This window comes from Vibrio sp. T20 (genome assembly GCF_007858795.1).
GTDB classification, from domain to species: domain Bacteria; phylum Pseudomonadota; class Gammaproteobacteria; order Enterobacterales; family Vibrionaceae; genus Vibrio; species Vibrio satsumensis.
Map to the genome: position 1 here is coordinate 111106 of NZ_VFEB01000045.1, position 21821 is coordinate 132926.

Genomic DNA, 21821 nt, shown 5'->3' on the forward strand with positions numbered 1-21821 from the left:
CTCGCTCTTAATAATATCGGTTAATGCAGCCAACAAATCGTTTTTGAACGCTTTTTGTTGGGTTATACCTCGCTATTCCAAAGAGGTATCTTCTGTCGATGGCCCTATAGTGTGAGGTCTCTAGAATTGGAAAATTCGGTTAATTTGGAACGCATCCGTGCTGAGTATAATGTAAAGCACTGGAGCCAAGGTTTTTATGGCATTGATGATAACGGTGAAGTGTATGTATCACCGAGCGAAACGGATCATCAAGTCCCACTAAGTAAGATCGTAAAACAGTTAGAGCAAAGAAATATTGGTTTGCCTGCTCTTGTGCGTTTTCCTCAAATCGTGCATCAGCGTGTGCACAATATCTGTAACGCATTTAATCAAGCGATCGAAGAGTATCAGTACGACAACCGTTACCTACTTGTTTATCCGATTAAAGTTAACCAGCAAAAAGAAGTGGTTGATGAGATCTTAGCGAGCCAAGCTCAATTAGAGCAGAAGCAGCTAGGCCTAGAGGCGGGCAGCAAGCCTGAGCTATTAGCGGTATTGGCGTTGGCTCAAAAAGCGAGCTCTGTGATCGTATGTAACGGTTACAAAGACAGAGAATACATCCGTCTTGCGCTGATTGGCGAGAAGTTAGGGCACAAGGTATTTATCGTTCTAGAGAAATTGTCTGAGCTTGATCTTGTTCTTTCTGAAGCGAAAGCGCTTGGTGTGAAACCTCGTTTGGGTTTACGTATCCGTCTTGCTTCTCAAGGTGCAGGTAAATGGCAAGCAAGTGGTGGTGAGAAGTCGAAGTTTGGCTTGTCTGCATCACAAGTGCTTACCGTTATCGAACGCTTGAAAGCAGAAGACCAGCTGGATGTTCTTGAACTCGTGCACTTCCACCTAGGTTCGCAAATGGCGAACATTCGTGATGTGAGAAATGGTGTAAGTGAAGCGGCTCGTTTCTACTGTGAACTGCGTGATATTGGCGCTCAACTGAAGTTCTTAGATGTTGGTGGTGGTTTGGCGGTCGATTACGACGGCACGCGCAGCCAATCTTCAAACTCAATGAACTACGGCTTGCTTGAGTACGCTCGTAATATCGTGATGACAGTCGGGGATATTTGTAAGCTCTACAATCAACCACAACCTGTAATTATTTCGGAGTCTGGCCGCTCATTGACTGCGCACCATGCTGTGTTGATCACCAACGTGATTGGTACTGAAAGCTACTCACCGGAAGATATGGCAGCGCCAGAAGCAGACGCACCACTGTTGCTTAACAACATGTGGAAGAACTTCTTAGAGCTCGATGCTGGTAACGATGACCGTGCGTTGATTGAGATCTACAACGACACGCAGAGTGATATTGCCGAAGCACACAACCAATTTGCGACCGGTATGCTGAACCTTCAGCACCGTGCTTGGGCTGAGCAGATGTCTTTGCGTATCAACTACGAGCTAAGCACTCGTATGAGCACTAAGAACCGTTACCACCGTCCTATCTTGGATGAGTTGAGCGAGCGACTAGCGGACAAGTTCTTTGTGAACTTCTCACTGTTCCAGTCATTGCCAGACGCTTGGGGTATTGATCAGGTGTTCCCTGTATTACCACTGAGCGGTTTAGACAATGCGGATGAGCGTCGTGCTGTGGTGTTGGACATCACTTGTGACTCTGACGGTACGATTGACCAGTATGTTGATGGTCAAGGCATTGAAACAACCTTGCCAGTACCAGCGTGGAACCCAGATGAACCATACCTGATGGGCTTCTTCCTAGTAGGGGCGTACCAAGAGATCTTGGGCGATATGCATAACCTATTTGGTGATACGCACAGTGTTGTGGTGAATGTTGATGAGAGCGGAGAAGCGAACATTGACTACATCAACGAAGGCGACACAGTAGAAGACATGATGCGTTACGTTCACATTGATATGGACCTAATTCGTCAGAACTACAAAGAATTGGTAACGGCTAAAGTACCAGCTCAAGAGCAGCAAAGCGTACTTGAAGAGTTAGAGCAAGGCTTGATGGGTTATACCTATCTTGAGGATTTTTAATGAACGATCTATTTACGAAACCAGATTACTCGCTGTATTCCAATGCGATGACGTTTATGCGCCGTCCATTGGTGCAGAACCCAATCGACAATAATGCTGATGTGGTTGTGCTAGGTGCGCCGTTAGATATGGCGACGTCTGGTCGACCGGGTGCTCGTATGGGCCCTGATGCGATTCGTCGTGCGTCAGTTAACTTGGCGTGGGAAGGCAAAAAATTCCCTTGGGACTTCAATGTATTTGAACACACCTCGGTGATTGATGCTGGCGACCTTGTATTTGATTGTGGTGATGCAGAAGACCTAACTCAACGTTTGGAAGCAGCAGCTGATGCGATTCTAAACAGTGGTAAAACTTTGTTAGGTTTAGGTGGCGATCACTTCATTACACTGCCTTTGCTTAGAGCGTACGGCAAGAAGTACGGTGAGATGGCTCTGATTCACTTCGACGCGCACACTGACACTTACAGTCAGGGCAGTCGTTACGATCACGGCACTATGTTCTACCATGCGCCAAACGAAGGTTTAATTTCGCCTGAACATTCAGTGCAAATTGGTATTCGTACAGAATACAAGCAGGAAGGTCACGGCTTTAACGTAATTAACGCGATGCAAGCGAACGACATGAGCGTGGACGAGATCATTGCTCAAGTGAAAGGCATTGTTGGTGATAAGCCAGTTTACCTAACGTTTGATATCGATTGTCTGGATCCTGCTTTTGCTCCGGGTACAGGTACACCGGTATGCGGCGGTTTGAATTCAGATAAAGTTCTGAAAATCATCCGCGGTTTACAGGGTATCAATATGGTTGGTATGGACGTTGTAGAAGTGTCTCCAGCGTACGACCAAAGTGAGATTACGGCATTAGCTGGTGCGACGATTGCCCTCGAGCTACTTTACGTTTGGACTGCAAATCGCCTCGCTAAATCATAGTGTTTGATTGTTAGCAGCGTAACGCTACATACTGATTTTAAAGCCCACTAAGGTTCAACTTAGTGGGCTTTTTTATTTTTGGTGGTGGACAAATAGAGTAACTCATCGTTGGAAATGAGCAGCTTCTCCCTGTTATGAATTAATGCGCTATCAGGTGTTGCTTATGCAAGTCGTTTAATTGATTCTGGGTAGAAAAACATCATCTTTACTCTGGCTGTTGTCTCAAATATGGGACTTACCTCTGCTTTGCTGTTAACGCATATCTCACCTCTATTAATACCCTATATTCGCTAATGATTTATCAACCTTATTACTGTATATATTTATAAAACGAAGAGGTGCAATTACACTGTGCATTTATTTGCATATAAATCAGCATCCTACTAACTTTTAACTCAGGTTTTCAAATCCCAGCCACAATACCTAGATTTGTGAAAAGACGTCTCGTCGCACAGACATGGCATTTTTTATGGGGAAGACTAGGCTTAAGGGTAAGTAAACTATAAAAAAACAGGTGAAATACTTCTCTCTTTTCAAGCCGATTGGGCATAACAATGGATTGCCATTGATGAGAGCTAAATATGTGTTTAATTAAAACCTGAAATTGCTATTACAAATAATTTTCACAGCTCTAGAGAATAGTGCTTTGTGACAACGGGGGATATATGGATATCGAAGTTTCGCGCCAGGTTGCGGTAGTTGAAGCAACTAGTGGAGATGTCGTCGTAGTTAAGCCTGACGGCAGCGCAAGAAAGATTTCAGTTGGCGATATCATCCGTGAAAATGAGATCGTGATTACGGCCAACAAGTCAGAGCTTGTATTAGGCGTTCAGAATGATTCGATTCCGGTTGGAGAGAATTGTGTTGGCTGTGTTGATGAGACTGCCGCATGGGTAGACGCTCCAGTCGCCGGTGAGGTTAATTTTGACTTACAGCAAACAGACGCAGAAACCTTCACCGAAGACGACTTTGCTGCAATTCAAGAAGCCATTTTAGGTGGTGCGGATCCGACTCAAATCTTAGAGGCAACGGCTGCTGGTGGCGGATTAGGTTCTGCAAATGCTGGCTTTGTGACGATTGATTATAACTACACCGAAACTCAGCCATCGACATTCTTTGAGACCGCTGGTCTAGCAGAACAAACCGTTGATGAAGACAGAGAAGAGTTCAGAACGATAACCCGTTCAGCTGGTGGTCAATCTATTAGTGAAGAGCTCCATGAAGGCTCGATATCAGGCAATACCTATCCTCAATCCTTAACGATTATCGAAACGATTGTTGCTGGTAGTTTGGCTCTCTCTCCTGATTCCTTCGCTCCAGAAGCACTATCCCTTGCTTCACTACTCAATGAACTAAACAGTGATATTACCTCAAGTGGTCAGCCCGTTACGTTCACTTATGATGCGGCGACCAATTCTATCGTCGGTGTTCTAGGTTCGGACGAAGTACTACGCATTGATATTGAAGCTATCAGTGTTGGAAATAACATTGAACTATCGCTGACCACAACAGTTTCTCAACCTATTGACCATGTGCCTTCTATTGGTGGTGGCCAGGTTTCTTATACTGGCGATCAAATTAATATTGCCTTTGATGTTCAAGGTGAAGATTCCGCAGGCAACCCGATAGCAGCACCAATCAGCGCACAAGTTACGGTGTTTGACTGGGAGGACCCGTCAGCAGAAAGCGTGACTATCACTAACGTTGAAACTAGTAGTGCAGCTATCGAAGGAACCTTTTCGATTATTGGAAGTGATCATCTTCAATCGGCAGTCTTTGATGTTAGTGCTCTGGACCAGTTTGATGGGTTGCTTAGTGATAATCAAAACACGCTTGCCAGACTTTCTGATGATGGAACAACGATTACTCTGTCCATCCAAGGCCGAGGTGAGGTTGTTCTCACTATCTCGCTTGATACCGATGGCACGTACAATTTCCAACAGTTTAAGCCAATCGAAGAAGTGAGCTCCGACACTCTTTTGTTTGCATTACCAATCACGGTTACCGATTTTGACCAAGATGTTGTAACCAATACCATCAACATTGCCATCACTGATGGTGATAGCCCTGTTATCACTAATGTTGACAGTATTGATGTTGATGAAGCGGGCATTGTTGGCGGCTCACAAGAGGGCACGGCGACAGTTTCAGGCAGCGGCAGTATCACCGCGGACATTTTTGAAAGTGATATCATTGACCATTATGAACTTGAACCAGCAGAGTTTAATACTGGTGGCAGCTTGGTTTCAAATGGCGAGGCTGTGCTACTTGAGTTGATTGATGAAACCAACGGTGTAAGAACTTACGAAGGTTATGTTGAGGTCAATGGTTCGAGAATTACAGTCTTTGACGTTAAAGTCGATAGCCCTTCATTAGGCAGCTACGAATTTAATCTGTATGAAGAGCTTTCTCACCAAGGCGCTGAAGACGCGTTGTTGACCTTTGCATTGCCAATTTATGCCGTTGATGCAGATGGCGACCGCTCTGCACTATCTGGAGGTTCGAACACACCAGAAGCTGCTGAGATTCTCGTTAATGTCACAGATGATGTTGTTGAGTTAGTCGATAAGGTTGAATCTGTCACTGAGCCGACCTTGGCGGGCGATACCGTTGTCTCATATAACCTGTTTAATTTCGAAGGTGCGGATGGTTCGACAATTCAATCATTCAACTACGACGGCGTTGATTATTCATTAGATCAAAGCTTACTACCTGATGCGCCTCAAACCTTCAGTTTTACAGAGGGTGTGGTCACTATCTCGTTAAACGGTGATTTCAGTTTTGAAGTTGCTCGTGATATCGATCATTCAAGTAGCGAAACTATCATCAAACAGTTTTCATTCTTAGCCGAAGACGGTGATGGGGACACTGATACATCAACGCTTGAGTTAAGTATTACTGATGGTCAGAACCCGGCGATTAATCTTATTCCGCCTGTTACTTTATCTGAAACGAATCTAGCTGATGGTTCTACACCAAGTGGAAGCACAGTAAACACAACCAATACGATTACCTTTACCGCTGGTAGTGATGATGTGGCGAATTTCCGCATTGAGCCAACCGAGTTCAATGTAGGTGGTACACTCAAATCGAATGGTTTTGTGGTAGAGATAAAAGAAGATTCAGCGAATCCGGGCACATACATCGGCTTCATTACCGATGGTTCAAATACTGAAATACCAGTGTTTACGATTAGCTTCTCGGCCACCACTCTTGGTGAATACACCTTTACTTTGTTGGAAGCGTTGGACCATGTGGATGGCCTAGATAAAAACGATCTAAGCTTTGATCTTCCAGTTTATGCGGTAGACAGCGATGGCGATGACTCATTGGTCTCGCAACTTAATGTGACTATCGGTGATGATGTTCAAATCATGCAAGATGGCACATTAGATATTGTTGAGCCTAATCTGGCTGACGGTAAGGTTACAACGAATACTATCGATGTAATGCCGGATCAAAGTGCAGATGGCGCGACGATTACTCAGTTCACCTATGACGGTCAACTTCGAACGCTTGACCAGAATGATACTGGCGAGCAACAGTTTAGTTTCACTGAAGGCGAGTTGTTCATCACGCTGCAAGGTGAGGTGCGATTTGAACCAAACCGCGATCTCGACCATACCACGAGCGAAGACATCGTGAAGTCGATTGTGGTGACCTCAAGTGACTTCGATAAAGATTCGGTTACTTCAACGGTTACACTGACCATCACTGATGGCGATATCCCAACCATTGATGTTATTCCAACGGTTAGCTTATCTGAAACTCATCTGAGTGATGGTTCGAACCCGAATGGTAGTGCGGTTAGCCAAACAGAAACCATCACTTTTACCAACCAAAGTGATGATGTTGAAAAATTCCGCTTGGAGCCGAGTGAGTTTAATACTGGCGGTACTCTAAAATCTGATGGTTTAGTGATTGAGATTCGAGAAGAGCCAGCGGGATCGGGTAACTACATTGGCTTCACCACCGACAATTCAAATGTCGAGACCACAGTCTTCACACTAGCATTTAGTAGCACGACATTAGGCGAATACACCTTTACGCTGATAGAAGCGATTGACCACACACCAATTCAAGGTAACAACGACCTAACGTTTAACTTGCCAGTGTACGCAGTCGATAGCGATGGCGATGATTCTCTAATGTCGCCTCTTGCAGTGACGATCACCGATGATATCCAGGTCATGGCAGATAGCGCGTTTACGATTGAAGAGCCGACTGTGGCTGATTTAGCCACGGGCACACCGACAACCACGACCGTGAATGTTCTTGATCAAGAAGGGGCTGACGGCACGACCATCACCCAAATCAATTATGACAACGGCACAGTGTTTACGCTTGACCAGAGCAATACGGGAGAGCAGAAATTTGTGGTTGCTGAAGGTTCGCTCTATGTCACGCTGCAAGGTGATGTGCGCTTTGAACCAAACCGTAATCTCGACCATACAAGTGGAGACATCGTTAAGTCGATAGTTGTGACTTCAAGCGACTCAGATAATGATGTTGTTACTTCTACGGTCACGTTGACTATTGCTGATGGTGACATCCCAACGATTGATAATGTCCCGAGTGTTACTTTATCCGAAACTAATTTGAGTGATGGTTCTACGCCAAGCGGTGCTGCAGTAAGTCAAACAGAGACGATTACCTTCACTAATCAAAGTGATGATGTGGCGAGTTTCCGTATTGAACCGACAGAGTTCAATGTTGGTGGGGCGCTCAAATCAAATGGGCTGGTGGTTGAGCTAAAAGCAGACCCAAGCACACCAGGTAGCTATATCGGTTTTGTGACTGATGGTTCGAACGTCGAAACCAACGTGTTCACGATCAGTTTCTCTAGTGCTAACCTAGGCCAATACACTTTCACTTTATTGGAAGCGTTAGACCATGTGGATGGTTTAGCGAACAACGATCTGAGCTTTGACCTTCCTGTTTATGCGGTAGACAGCGACGGCGATGATTCATTGGTGTCACAGTTGAATGTGACCATCGGTGATGATGTTCAAATCATGCAAGATGGGGCTCTAAATATTGTCGAGCCGACGGTTGCTGATTTAGCGGCGGGAACACCGACAACAACGACCGTTAATGTGTTTGATGAAGAAGGGGCAGACGGTGCGACCATCACGCAATTCACTTATGATGGCGGGGCTGTATTAACGCTTGACCAGAACAATACTGGTGAGCAGAAGTTCGTTGTTGCTGAAGGTTCACTGTATATCACTATCCAAGGTGACGTTCGCTTCGAGCCGAATCGTAATCTCGACCATACTAGTGGAGATATCGTGAAACAGATCGAGGTCACCTCAAGCGATTTCGATAAGGATACAGTGACCTCTACCGTCACCCTGACGATTACCGATGGTGATATCCCGACCATTGATACGGTGCCAAGCGTTACTCTGTCTGAAAGCAACCTTGCTGATGGCTCAGCGTCAAGTGGTAGTGCTGTAAGTCAAACTGAGACGATTACCTTTACTAGTCAAAGTGATGATGTGACCAGTTTCCGCATTGAACCAACCGAGTTCAATGCCGGCGGTGCTCTCAAATCGAATGGGTTTGCGGTAGAGATAAAAGAAGATTCTGCTAATCCTGGCACTTATATCGGCTTCATTACTGATGGTTCAAATGCTGAAATTCCGGTGTTCACGATTAGCTTCTCGACCACGAACCTTGGTGAATACACCTTTACTTTATTGGAAGCGTTAGACCATGTGGATGGCCTAGCAAACAATGATCTGAGCTTTGATCTTCCGGTTTATGCGGTAGACAGCGATGGCGATGATTCTTTGGTGTCTCAACTTAATGTAACCATCGGTGATGATGTTCAAATCATGCAAGATGGCACTCTAGATATCGTTGAGCCAAATCTGGTTGATGGCACGGTAACAACCAATACCATTGATGTAATGCCAAACCAAAGTGCTGATGGTGCAACGGTTACTGAGTTTTCTTTTGGTGGCATCGTTAAAACGTTGGATCAGAGCATCGTAGGCGAACAGCAATTCAGTTTCACAGAAGGTGAGTTGTACATCACCCTTCAAGGTGAGATGCGCTTTGAGCCCAACCGTAACTTAGACCATTCCGTTAGTGAAGACATTGTTAAGTCGATAGTCGTGACATCCAATGACTTTGATAACGATCCGGTGACAGCAACCGTTACTTTGACCATAACCGATGGCGATAACCCGACTATCGATGCTGTTCCGAGTGTGGCACTTGAAGAAGCGGATCTGGCTGATGGCTCATCACCAAGTGGTAGTGCGGTTAGCCAAACAGAAACCATCACGTTCACGAATCAAAGTGATGATGTTGAAAAGTTCCGCTTAGAGCCGAGTGAGTTTAATACTGGCGGTACCCTGACATCTGATGGCTTTGTGATTGAGATTCGAGAAGAGCCTGCGGGATCGGGTAATTACATTGGCTTCACCACCGACAATTCAAATGTAGAAACCACGGTCTTCACACTTGCATTTAGCAGCACGACTTTAGGTGAATACACCTTCACTCTTTTAGAAGCGATTGACCACACACCAATTCAAGGTAATAACGACCTAACGTTCAACTTGCCTGTGTACGCGGTCGATAGTGATGGTGATGACTCTCTGATGTCGCCTCTGGCTGTAACGATTACCGATGACATTCAAGTCATGGTGGATGGCGCTCTCAGCATTGAAGAGCCGACTGTGGCTGATTTAGCCTCGGGCACACCGACAACCACGACTGTGAATGTTCTTGATCAAGAAGGCGCAGACGGTACGACCATCACCCAAATCAATTACGACAACGGCACAGTGTTTACGCTTGACCAGAGTAATACGGGAGAGCAGAAGTTTGTGGTTGCTGAAGGCTCGCTCTATATCACGCTGCAAGGCGATGTGCGCTTTGAACCGAACCGCGACCTTAATCACTCGGGCGGGGATATCGTCAAGTCGATAGTCGTCAGTTCAAGCGACTCTGATAGTGATGTGGTGACTTCGACAGTAACGCTAACCATTACCGATGGCGATCTACCAATCATCAACGTCATTCCTGGTGTGAGTCTTTCTGAGGTCGATCTGGCTGATGGCTCTGCGCCAAAGGGCAATCCAGTATCGATGACTCAAGTGATTACCTATACCGAGGGTAGTGATGATGTTAGTCATTTCAGAATTGACCCTGCTCAGTTCAATACTTCGGGGGCTTTGAAGTCGAATGGCTTAGAGGTTGAGATTAAAGAGCAGCCAGCGAACTCTGGTAACTACATTGGCTTTGTAAAAGATGGTGCTAATGTAGAAACCAACGTCTTCACGATCAGTTTCTCAAGCACCAATTTAGGTCAATACACGTTTACACTGCTTGAAGCGTTAGACCATGCGGATGGCTTGCAGAACAACACTTTAAACTTCGATGTACCTGTTTTAGCAGTGGATACCGATGGTGATGAGTCTGCAATGTCACCAATGACAGTGACCATTACTGATGATGTACAAGGTGTACAAGACGGGTCATTGAATATTGTTGAGCCTTCACTGGCTGATCTCGTGGCGGGCACACCAACTACGCCAATCATCGATGTTATGCCGACTCAAAGTGCTGATGGCGCAAAGGTCACCCAATTTATTTACGATGGTGGTACAGCTGTCACGTTAGATCCGAATGTATCGACAGAGCAGGTGTTTACCGTAACCGATGGTTTACTGTACATCACGATTGAAGGCGAAGTTCGTTTTGAGCCAAATCGAAATCTGGATCATTCAGCGGGTGATATTGTTAGAACGATTGTTGTAACGACCAGCGACTTTGACAACGATACTGATACCGCGGATGTCACATTAACGATCCAAGATGGTATTGATCCGGTAATCGATGTTGTTCCTAGCGTGAACTTATCGGAAGTGAACCTAGCAGATGGCTCAACGCCGAGTGGTTCTGCGGTGAGTTCAACACAAACCATTACCTACACCGTGGGTAGTGATGACTTAAGCCACTTTAGAATTGCGACCAATGAATTCAACCCTGGTGATGTACTTAAATCAAATGGTCTTGTTGTTCAGCTAAAAGAAGATCCTGCTTCACCTGGCGATTACATCGGATTTACTGATGATGGGGCGGGTAACGTAACCAATGTATTCACCATTGATTTTGATAGTGTCAATAAAGGTCAGTTCACCTTCACGCTGATTGAGGCACTCGATCACGTTGATGGCGCTCTCAATAACGACCTTAACTTCAACTTGCCTGTTTATGCAGTTGATACTGATGGTGATGACTCAGTTAAGCGTGATGTTGTTGTCATCATTCAAGATGACCTCCAACAAATGCAAGATGGCACGTTAACCATCACAGAGCCAAATACTGGCACACCAACTACCTCGACCGTTGATGTCTTGCCTACGCCAAGTGCTGATGGGGCAACCATTACACAGTTCACCTATGACGGTGGAGCTGCGATTACTTTGAATCAAAACATCAGCGGTGAGCAGGAATTTGTTTTCACTGAAGGCTCGCTGTTTGTCACTTTGGATGGCGATGTGAGGTTTGAACCAAATCGTAATCTTGACCACTCTGCAGGCGACATTGTTAAGCTGATTGAATTTACTTCATCTGATTTTGATAAGGATATTTCCTCTTCAACGGTCACACTCACTATCGTTGATGGTGATGGACCAACGTTGAATGTAGTGCCGAGTGTTAGCTTGTCTGAAAGCTTACTGGCTGATGGTTCAACGCCGAGTGGCAGCCCAGTCAGCGTGACCCAAACCATTACTTCACTTGCAAGCAGTGATGACATCGAGAAAATTGTCGTCGAAGTAGGGTTGTTTAATAACAGCGGTGTATTGAAGTCTGATGGCCTTGAGTTGAGCTTGCGTGAAGAGCCTGCTGGTTCAGGTGACTACATAGCATTCACAACGGATGGCTCGGGTATTGAGAAAGTTATCTTCACTCTAGAATTTGATAACACCAACCCGAGTGAGTACACGTTTACTTTGTTAGAGCGTTTGGATCATGTAGACGGATTAGGAAACAACGATCTCAGCTTTGATTTGTCTGTGTATGCACAAGACACCGATGGCGATATTTCAACGTCTAAACCGCTTTCTGTGACCATCAGTGATGACGTTCAATTGATGCAATCTGGTGCTCTTAGCATCACAGAGCCAAGTACGGGCACGCCTACCACAACGACATTTGATGTGATGCCTGCACAAAGTGCCGATGGCGCCACCATAACCAAATTTACTTATGGTAGTCAGCCTGAAGAATCTCTGGTGCAAAGCAATACTGGTGAGCAAGAGTTCGTATTTACGGAAGGTTCGCTGTTTATCACGCTTGAAGGTGATATGCGCTTTGAGCCGAATCGAAATCTGGATCATTCCGGTGGTGACATCGTTAAGACCATTACCGTGACATCAGAAGATAAAGACGGCGATATTGTCACTTCGACTGTGACACTGACGATTTCAGATGGTGCTCCACCGGTAATTGATACGGTACCAACGGTTGCATTGGAAGAAGCGAATCTTGTGGATGGCTCATCTCCGAGCTTACCTGTGAGCCAAACTGAAACGATTACTTTCACAGCGGGAAGTGATGATGTGAGTCATTTCCGTATTGATACCACCCAGTTCAACACGTCGGGCGATTTGAAAGCGGATGGTTTGGTGGTTCAGTTAAAAGAAGATCCTCTAAATAGCGATCATTATATTGGTTACGTTGAAAGTGGTGGTGTCCAAACCGATATTTTCACTATCACTTTTAGTAGTGTGGTGCTAGGCGAATACACGTTCACTTTATTGGAAGAGCTCGATCATCTGCCTGTGCAAGGCAACAACGATCAAATCTTCACTTTACCAGTGATCGCAGTCGACCAAGACAATACCGATTCTGTGATGAAACCTCTTACGGTTACTATTACTGATGACGTGCCAGTCATAACTGATACGACGGTTGCGAGTACGTTTGTGGTTGATGAAGATGACTTGGGCTCTGTGGTTTCACAAGCGACAGGTGCATTTGTTACCACAGAAGGTGCTGACCAAGTAGAGGTTTACGAACTGCGCAATATCTCTGCGCTTGAAGCGACATTGACCTCTGGAACTGAAGCGATTTCTATTACAGAAGTCACAGGAGCCGCGAACACAACCACCTATCAAGGTACGACGACAAGCGGTACTCCTATCTTCACGCTCGCGTTAGCGAATGACGGCTCTTATACGTTTACGTTGTTAGGTCCTCTAAATCATCCAACAAGCCCGAATTCCAATACCTTAACGATTCCATTCGATGTCGTTGCGGTTGATGGTGACGGTGATGACTCTAATCAATATGTATTGCCAATCGAAGTGCTCGATGATGTGCCAGTAATGAGTGCGCCAACAGGTGAAACGGTTGTTGATGAAGATGATCTTGCTGGGATTGGTTCGGATCAATCCGAAGATACCTTTATTAACGGACTATTCACGGTTGATGAAGGTGCCGATGGCGTTGTTAAGTATGAACTGATCGATGAAGACTTAGTTATCGCGGGCTTAACCTCTGATGGAGAAAGCTTAGAGTGGCTGCCTGTTTCACAAAGCGGCACAACCTTCACTTATGTTGCTCAGACGGTAACCAGCAATCAGCCTGTGTTTGAAATCATTTTTGATACCTCAAATAACAGTTATCAATTTGAGTTGTTCAAACCACTTAAACACCCTGATGGCACGGATGAAAACACCATAGAGCTTGATTTCTCTGTCGTGGCCGAAGATTTCGACCAAGACCAGTCGAATGCTATCGATTTGAAAATTACCGTGACTGATGATGTTCCACTGGTGACAACCCAGTCGATTACTCGTCTTGAAGGTCAGGGCTATGGTAACTCCAAAGTCGACATGTTTGCCAATGCGACGGATGTGGGTGCTGATGGTGCTGTTCTGAGTCGAATTGAAGGTATTACTAGCAATGGCGCTGATATCGTTTTCCGTACAGGAAATAGTGGGCCTTACAGTGATGGTTTCGATTTAAACAATGGTAGTCAAGAGGTTCGAGTATACGAGCAGAACAATGGAGGTGTTGATACCCGTGAACTTGGTCGATTGCGTATTAACTCAAATGGTGAGGTTGAGTTTAGAGCTAACAGTTATCTAGAGCATAACGGTGAGACAATAGATTTCTCTATTAATGTGATTGCAACAGATGGGGATTTAGATACATCAGAAACACCATTAGATATCACTATTACAGATCGAAATTCGTCAGCTATCTCGCTGAAAGTGACTACGTTTGAGGATGCGGGTAGAGATTTAACGATACCTTATGCATCGGGTGATGAACCCGCTTTTGAGAATGATCAAGATAACCAAAGTGGTCTGCCTAATGCGCCAGCGCAAGTTGCTCTGCAAGTTAACTTATACGACCAAGATAACAATGAATCTATTGGGCAGTTGACGATTAAAAGCCCGAATGGAGGTGACAGTCATCAAGGTACTTTTTATTACTTTGATAGTGTTAGCTCTAAGTACATTGAATTAGTGCCTCAGCCAAATGGCAGCATTATATTTGGTCCTCCTCAACTCGAACAAAGCTTTGCTCCAAATCCGAATGAACCAAGACAAACTATCGCGACGATAGAAAACCTATTTTTCGTCCCTGATCAACACGCTAGTTCAGATGAAACTGGTGGCCGAGTTCGCTATGAACTCGAAATTGATAACAATGGTTCACTGGATCACACTATCAATTCAAACTTCAGAATCGAAATTGAAGCGGTGGCGGACATCGCGACTTGGGATGACGCCAATAGCACGTATCAATATCAAGTGAATGAAGATGAAGACAATGTCACGCTGCAGTTGAATGCAGAGTCACAAGACAATAGCCAAACGGAAACCATCACTTATGAGCTTGAAGCTGTTCAAGGCGACGGCAAGTTTGAATTACTTGATCAAAGCGGCAATGTTTTAACACCAGTTAATGGTGTTTACGTTATCGCTGCTGCAGATATTAATAGCACTGTGGTTAACCCAATCGATAACTTCTCTGGGCAAATTGAATTCAAAGCGACAGCCATTACAGAAGAGGCACTCAACCCATACGATGACTCGGCGAATGGTGGAGCAAACGATAAGACAACTGCTCGCTCTGTCGAACAGAATATTATCATTGATGTGACTGCCGATGCCGATCCGGGAACCTTCAGTGTTAACAGGATTCGTATTAACGAAGACAACATTGATGATCCAGATTATATCGGTCCTCTGGCTAACAAAGATGCCTTCACGCTGGACGAAGTGATCACCATGAACGGCTCGGTGGACGCTGACGGCTCTGAAGAGTTGTTTGTTCGTATCAGCAATATTACTGAAGGTGCGGTGCTCTATTTCCTAGGGACCACGAATGTCGTTCCAACGGTCACTATTAATGGTATCGATTACCAAGAAATAGCGTATTCCGATTTAGCAAACGTTGAGGTTGTTCCAACCAAACACAGCAATGTAGATTTCACCTTCGATGTAACGGGCGTAGTCAAAGACACTGCAAACCTATCAACGGGTGCTCAAGTCGATGAAGAAATCCTGGGGACTAAAACGGTTAATGTTGAGGTGAAAGGTGTTGCTGATACTCCTTATGGCGGAACGAATGGCACGGCTTGGAGTGCTATTACAGACGGCTCAGTAAATGGTGTGCAAACGACGATTCAAGAGAGCCAAAATGGCGATAGCTATGCCGAGCTTGATTTCACCGTATTGTCGGGTGAGAGAAAACCGGAGACTGGCACCACACCATTACCGGACGATGGTTCAGAATCCATAACCGTTATCCTTTCGGGTATTCCTGATGGCGTAATTCTGGAGGATGGGGACGGTACGGTTATTGACCTTAACTTTGTCGGTTACGAAACCGGGCCGGGTGGTAGCCCTGACTTATCTAAACCTATCTATGAAGCTAATATTACTGAGGCGGGTAAAACGTCAGGGATCCGTATCAGACCTGTGGACTCTTCAACTGAGAATATTCATATTCAAGGTAAAGTGATTGTGACTGAGAACGATGGTCACACGCTTACGTTCGATCAAGAAATTCGAGTGCTAGTCGAACCTAAAATCGATACTTCTGCGACGTACAACACGGTTACTAATGGTGATGAAGATACCGCGATCAACATTGATTGGCATCCAGAGGGCACTGATTATATTGATGATGATGAACATTTCACCTCGATAGTCATCAGTGACATTCCGAATGATGTTGAAAGTGTTGTGGTTAATGGCGATGTTACATGGGCTTACGATGCCGCTGCAGGTACTTTAACCATCACTCCGAAGAGTGGTCAGACGGCAGAAGACTTTACTCAGATCGCGCTGAACAATAACTTTATCCAGATAACGCCAGCTCAAGATTCGAGCACCGACTTTACGCTTAATACGGTTGTCATGATTGAAGAAAGAGATCATGAGTATGTTGATGCAACTGATCCTGGTCAGGGGATTGCAACAGCGACAATCACGGGCTCGATTGATGTGCGTGTAAGACCGGTTGTTGAACCTGGAGATGCCGACAACAAGATTGTTGTTTCAAACGAAAATGGCACTGGAGATCTCACTACGATTACGGCTGATGCTAATGGCGTAATTAAATTTACAACGAACAGTGATAACACATCAATTTCGGATGAATACGTTGTCCGATACCAAGAAACAGATTTAAGCACAGTAGAAGAACAAGTCGATGAAGTGATAGTCCAGTTAACTAATACCGACGGAAGTGCGCTGTCTGATGAAGTGTTGGGACAACTCGTCGTTAACGGGGCTGCATACGAAGGTGGTGGCCGTTGGGTTGTAACCAATGAAGATGCCTTCAGCGTCAGTGCTCCTCGTGGGCTAGATTTCACCCCTGCCAATGATGCAGATGATGTCGTTACTGATTTCAATGATATCAAGATGACAATTTTCACCTTGGTATCAGATCCTGGTGATGCTAACAATGAGACGTCTGCTCAAGTGCAACGTACGGGAGAGGTCACTCTTTCTTATCCTGAAGTGCTGACAGCCCCAGATAAAGTTGCTGCTGACATTGCTCTAGTGCCAGACAGTGTTATTGATGCCATTGAAGATACACAACTCGATCTTGGTATAGCATTAAATAGCTTGATTACCTTCTCGGGTGAAGACGACTCGACTGACCAAGTAACGATTGTTATCGACGACAGCATCACTATAAATCCAGGAACGCCAAATGAAGTTACATTCCCAATCAGCGTATCTGGCAATAGTGATATCGATTTCGTTAACGGAAAATATGTATTTGAGACAACCGTAGAACAGGGTGTTTCAACAGACTTTGCTGGGTTGCTGCTCAATTTACCTGCAGACTATTCTGGTGACTTTAGGTTGCCAATCTCGATCGTGACTAAAGACCTTCTATCGGGTGATGAGAAGACGTTAGACACAGAGGTGGTTATTAAGGTAGCACCAGATGCAGAAACGGACCCAACAATTGAAGTTAATGTTGTAGGCTCTCTTGATGATCTCTTCAATCCTGTTGATAACGACGGCCAGGCTGGACAAGATCCAGTGGGTTACGAAGACACCTATATTCAGCTCGACTTCAACTCGACCATTTCGGATCAAGTTTCAGGTTTAGAAGGTGGTCAAGAAGAGTTTACGTCCATTACCTTGACCTTGGATGATCCTTCGGTAGGGGCATTCTATGACGATACGGGCGCGTCATTAGGAACAACTGTGACGTTTAATCAAGCTGAAATCGCGGCTGGTGCACTCGATAACGTGCTCTTTAGGGCAATAGCGAATTATCCAACTGGAAATGATATTAACCAAGTGCAGATTAATGTCAGCGGCACAGTGACAGATACAGCATCCTATAATGATCCTGCTTCTCCTGTAGGCACGTCAGCAGACTCCGACACTTTCAATACGAGTGTTAGTTTTGATGTTGTTCCGGTTGTCGATGATGTACTTGTCACAGGGCCGGGCAGTGACCCTGATGTGATTGAGATTACGGGTAATGAAGATCAGCCTATTTCACTGTCTGGAACAGGGCCAGTATCTATTGCATTGACTGACCTCGATGGCTCTGAGCAGTTTGTTTCGGTTAAGTTTACAGGTGTGCCAGACGGCTTCTTGATGAGTGCAGACTCGGGTTCAGCTTACACGATAAAGAACAACGGTGGAGGTGAATGGAGTGTTCAACTACCGCAAGCCTCAGGGCTGTCATTTGACTTGAGTGAGTTGTCGATTTTACCTCCTAAAAATTTCAGTGGTACCGCTGAGTTTGGCGTTGAGGTCTTCACTCAAGAATCTTTGTTGGGTGTGCCTACTGCGGCGGCAAATCTACCAAGCTTCAAACTGCATGTGGTACCTGTGGGCGATGATGTAGATACCAACCCAACCGATTCTGTGACAGGCAATGAAGGTCAAAACATTGATATCGAAATCAATGCGACTATTTTGGACAAAGAACTGTCTGCAACAGGAAGTGGGACGTTTACTGAAAATGCTCCTGAAACACTTCGAGTTGAAGTGGCGGGTGTGCCTCAAGATGCTTCTATTTTCTATCCTGATGGCACGACATTGGCTAGCTACGATCCGGCGACGCAGCTTTGGACACTTGATGTTCCTGCTCAGTCACTCGATAAGATCGTATTCAATTCTGGGGAACATAATAGTGATACAGGCAATGCGCTTGGTATCAATGGGCCATTGCAAATTACCGTTCGCTCTGTGGATACAGACGCTGACAACACGGAATACTTAGGTACTCCAACGAGCTTCGATGTTGATTTAGTGATTGATCCTATTAACGATCAACCAACGTTTGTGAATGTCACCAATATTGAAACGCAAGAAGACTCAAGTGGTGTGGCGATTGACAACTTTAGCATCTACGACGTAGACGCTAATTTTGATAACCCGGATGCACCGTATGTACTGACGTTGGAAATTGACCAAACATTGCAGGGAGCACAGGGCGTATTTGAGTTTACAAGCTCTCTAGATGTGACGTTTGTATTGCAATCTGATGGCTCGCTGGTGATTACGGGTAAAGAGGCCGACATCAATACGGCATTGACCAATGGAGCGGTGACCTTCAAACCAGACCCAGACCAGAATTACCTTAGTCAGGGTGGGTTAGTGACGATCAATGCAACGCTCGATGACGGTGGTAATAACGGTCTGATTGACGCGGGTGATCCGAATACCGCTCAAACCAATCAAACTACCTTCACCATTAAGGTGACGGAAGTGAATGATGCTCCGGTGGCAAACAACGTTGATCTGGGCTCGATTGCCGAGGAAGGCCAGCTTGTTATCGTTGAAGGTGATTTAATTACAGCAAGCTCTGACCTTGAAAATCATAACCTCACCGTAACGGGTGTAACCCTTACTCAAGGCCAAGGTCAATTACAGCGCTTTGAAAACGCTGGTGGTGCTGATAACGCTGCGATTACGGGCCCATTTTGGATATTTACGGCTGCTGATGATTTCAACGGTGACGTTAAATTCGATTACAGCATCATCGATGATGGTACCACCAACGGTGTAGATGACTTCCTAACAGACAATGCGGAAATCAGCCTTGTAGTAACAGAAGTCAATGACCAACCGGTAGCAAGCAATGTTGACTTGGGTACCATGCTTGAAGAAGGTCAGTTGATCATCAAAGCTGAAGACCTGATTGCAGCGACGACCGATCCTGAGGGCGATGCCATCACCGTGACTGGAGTCGTTATCGACCAAGGTCAGGGGCAGCTTCAGAAGTTCGAAAATATCGGTGGTGCGGACGATAACTCGATTAATGGCCCATACTGGGTATTTACGGCTGCAGATGATTATAACGGGGACGTTAAGTTCACTTATACCGTAGAAGACAATGGCACGACTAACGGTGCTGATGACTTCTTAACGGATACTGCAGAAATCAGCGTTGTGGTGACAGAAGTGAATGATCAGCCAGTGGCAACCAATGTTGACTTGGGTACCATGCTTGAAGAAGGCCAATTGATCATCAAAGCTGAAGACCTGATTGCAGCGACGACTGATCCTGAGGGCGATGCTATTACCGTGACTGGAGTCGTTATCGACCAAGGTCAGGGACAGATTCAGAAGTTCGAAAATGTCGGTGGTGCGGATGACAACTCGATCAACGGCCCATATTGGGTATTCACAGCAGCCGATGATTACAATGGCGACGTTAAATTCATTTACACCGTGGAAGACAATGGCACAACCAACGGGGCTGATGACTTCCTAACGGATACAGCAGAAATCAGTGTTGTGGTGCAAGGCGTTAACGATACGCCTATTGTTAATGGTGACAACGTCACTAATTTAATTAACGAAGACGCCGGTCAGCTGTTGAGTGGCATTAATGTCACTGACCCCGATTATGTTGATTCCTATGCTAATGACTTAATGACAGTCACGCTGACAGTGGATTACGGCACATTGAATGTAGCACTCCCAGCAGGGACGACTGTGATGGTTAACGGCAACAACACCGGTTCGATCATCTTAGTCGGTACTCTTAACGATTTGAATGCTCTGATTGATACGCCAACCAGTCCAAGTGGTGTTTACCTCGATGCGAGCTTGTCTCCAACCAATAGCATTGGATTGGAAGTCATCGCCAAAGACAGCGGTAACCCTTCTGGTATCGCGATTGAAACTGCGCCAGTGGTTTATAACATCGCGGTGACACCAGTGGCGAATGCGCCAACCTTGTCTATTGATCCGGCATTCAACTATGTGAGAAATATTACGACCAGCTCATCTGTGGTCGCTAATAGTGGAGTCGCTTTAGTTGGAATTGTCGCTGCATTGACGGACATTACTGAAGAGTTAACGTTGAAGATAAGTGATGTTCCGGACGGTGTTGATGTAACCAGTGATGTTGGGACGGTTTCGCTGGTGGGTGACACTTGGATAGCGACGGCTGATGCGATTGATAGTCTCAGATTGGTCGAGCAGTCATCATTAGGTAAACCGTTAACCCCGGGTAATTACACCTTGAAAGTTGAGGCGGTATCTGAAGAGGCGGACAACAACGATATTGCGATATCTCAAAACATCGATCTGAATCTCAATATTGTTGCCAATCCAATAGATCTCGATCTGTCTTCTGAAACAGACGATGTGCAACTTTTAGCGAGTAACTTTGATACCAACCTCACTGGCGGTACTGGAAATGACCGACTTGTAGGTGGAGCGGGTGACGATACGCTGGTTGGCGGTGATGGTAACGACACACTCATTGGTGGTGGCGGTTCCGATATTCTAACCGGTGGCAATGGTATGGATTCGTTTGTATGGCTCAATATTGAAGATGGCGTTGAAGACACCATTACCGATTTCAATCTATCTGAAGGCGATCAGATTGACCTACGAGAGGTGTTGCCGGAACTGAAGGATGCCACTGTAAACATGACGACGCTGTTACAACATATCGATGCAAAAGTGGATGGAAATGATGTAGAGCTAACCATCAACCCTGATGGTTTGGGTACCACAGAGCAAGTGATCGTGGTTGAAGACCTTGCTCCTCAGTTAACGCTAAGTGGCACCATGCCGTCAGATATTTTGGATGCGTTAGTGCAACAGAATGTCATCACTCACGGTTAACGCGCCCTAGGTATTAGAATCTAACGATTAAACTAAAGGCGAACCATAAAACCAAACGAAATAGGCCAGCAATGCTGGCCTATTTTTTGTTACGGTATAAATCGAAAACAATTTATTTCAAAGAGTTGTGGATCAGAAACTCTTCTTCAACACCTATTCATGCACAGTTACATGAATGCTCGTTTTGATAATGATTAACCCTATATAGATGAGCTCTATGAACTATTTAATATAGGGTTGGTTATATAAA

General features: G+C 45.3%; 3 protein-coding genes. All 3 read left to right on the forward strand.

All coding sequences use genetic code 11. From position 1 onward, the window contains the following. The first annotated feature begins 126 nt into the window (after positions 1–126). The 3 genes from speA (at position 127) to FTW16_RS02390 (ending at position 21571) form a co-directional block, all read left to right on the forward strand. Complete coding sequence (gene speA, locus FTW16_RS02380) at positions 127–2034, forward strand: arginine decarboxylase (protein WP_105057850.1); 1908 nt, start codon at positions 127–129, stop codon at positions 2032–2034. Then, positions 2034–2963: an agmatinase gene (gene speB / locus FTW16_RS02385; protein ID WP_146489907.1), complete on the forward strand. Its 930-nt coding sequence runs from the start codon at positions 2034–2036 to the stop codon at positions 2961–2963. The genes speA and speB overlap by 1 nt, the downstream gene beginning before the upstream one ends. Before the next feature lie 665 nt (positions 2964–3628). After that, positions 3629–21571 carry a retention module-containing protein gene (locus FTW16_RS02390; RefSeq protein ID WP_146489908.1) on the forward strand — a complete coding sequence of 5981 codons (17943 nt, stop codon included), beginning with the start codon at positions 3629–3631 and terminating at the stop codon, positions 21569–21571. Positions 21572–21821: the final 250 nt, after the last annotated feature.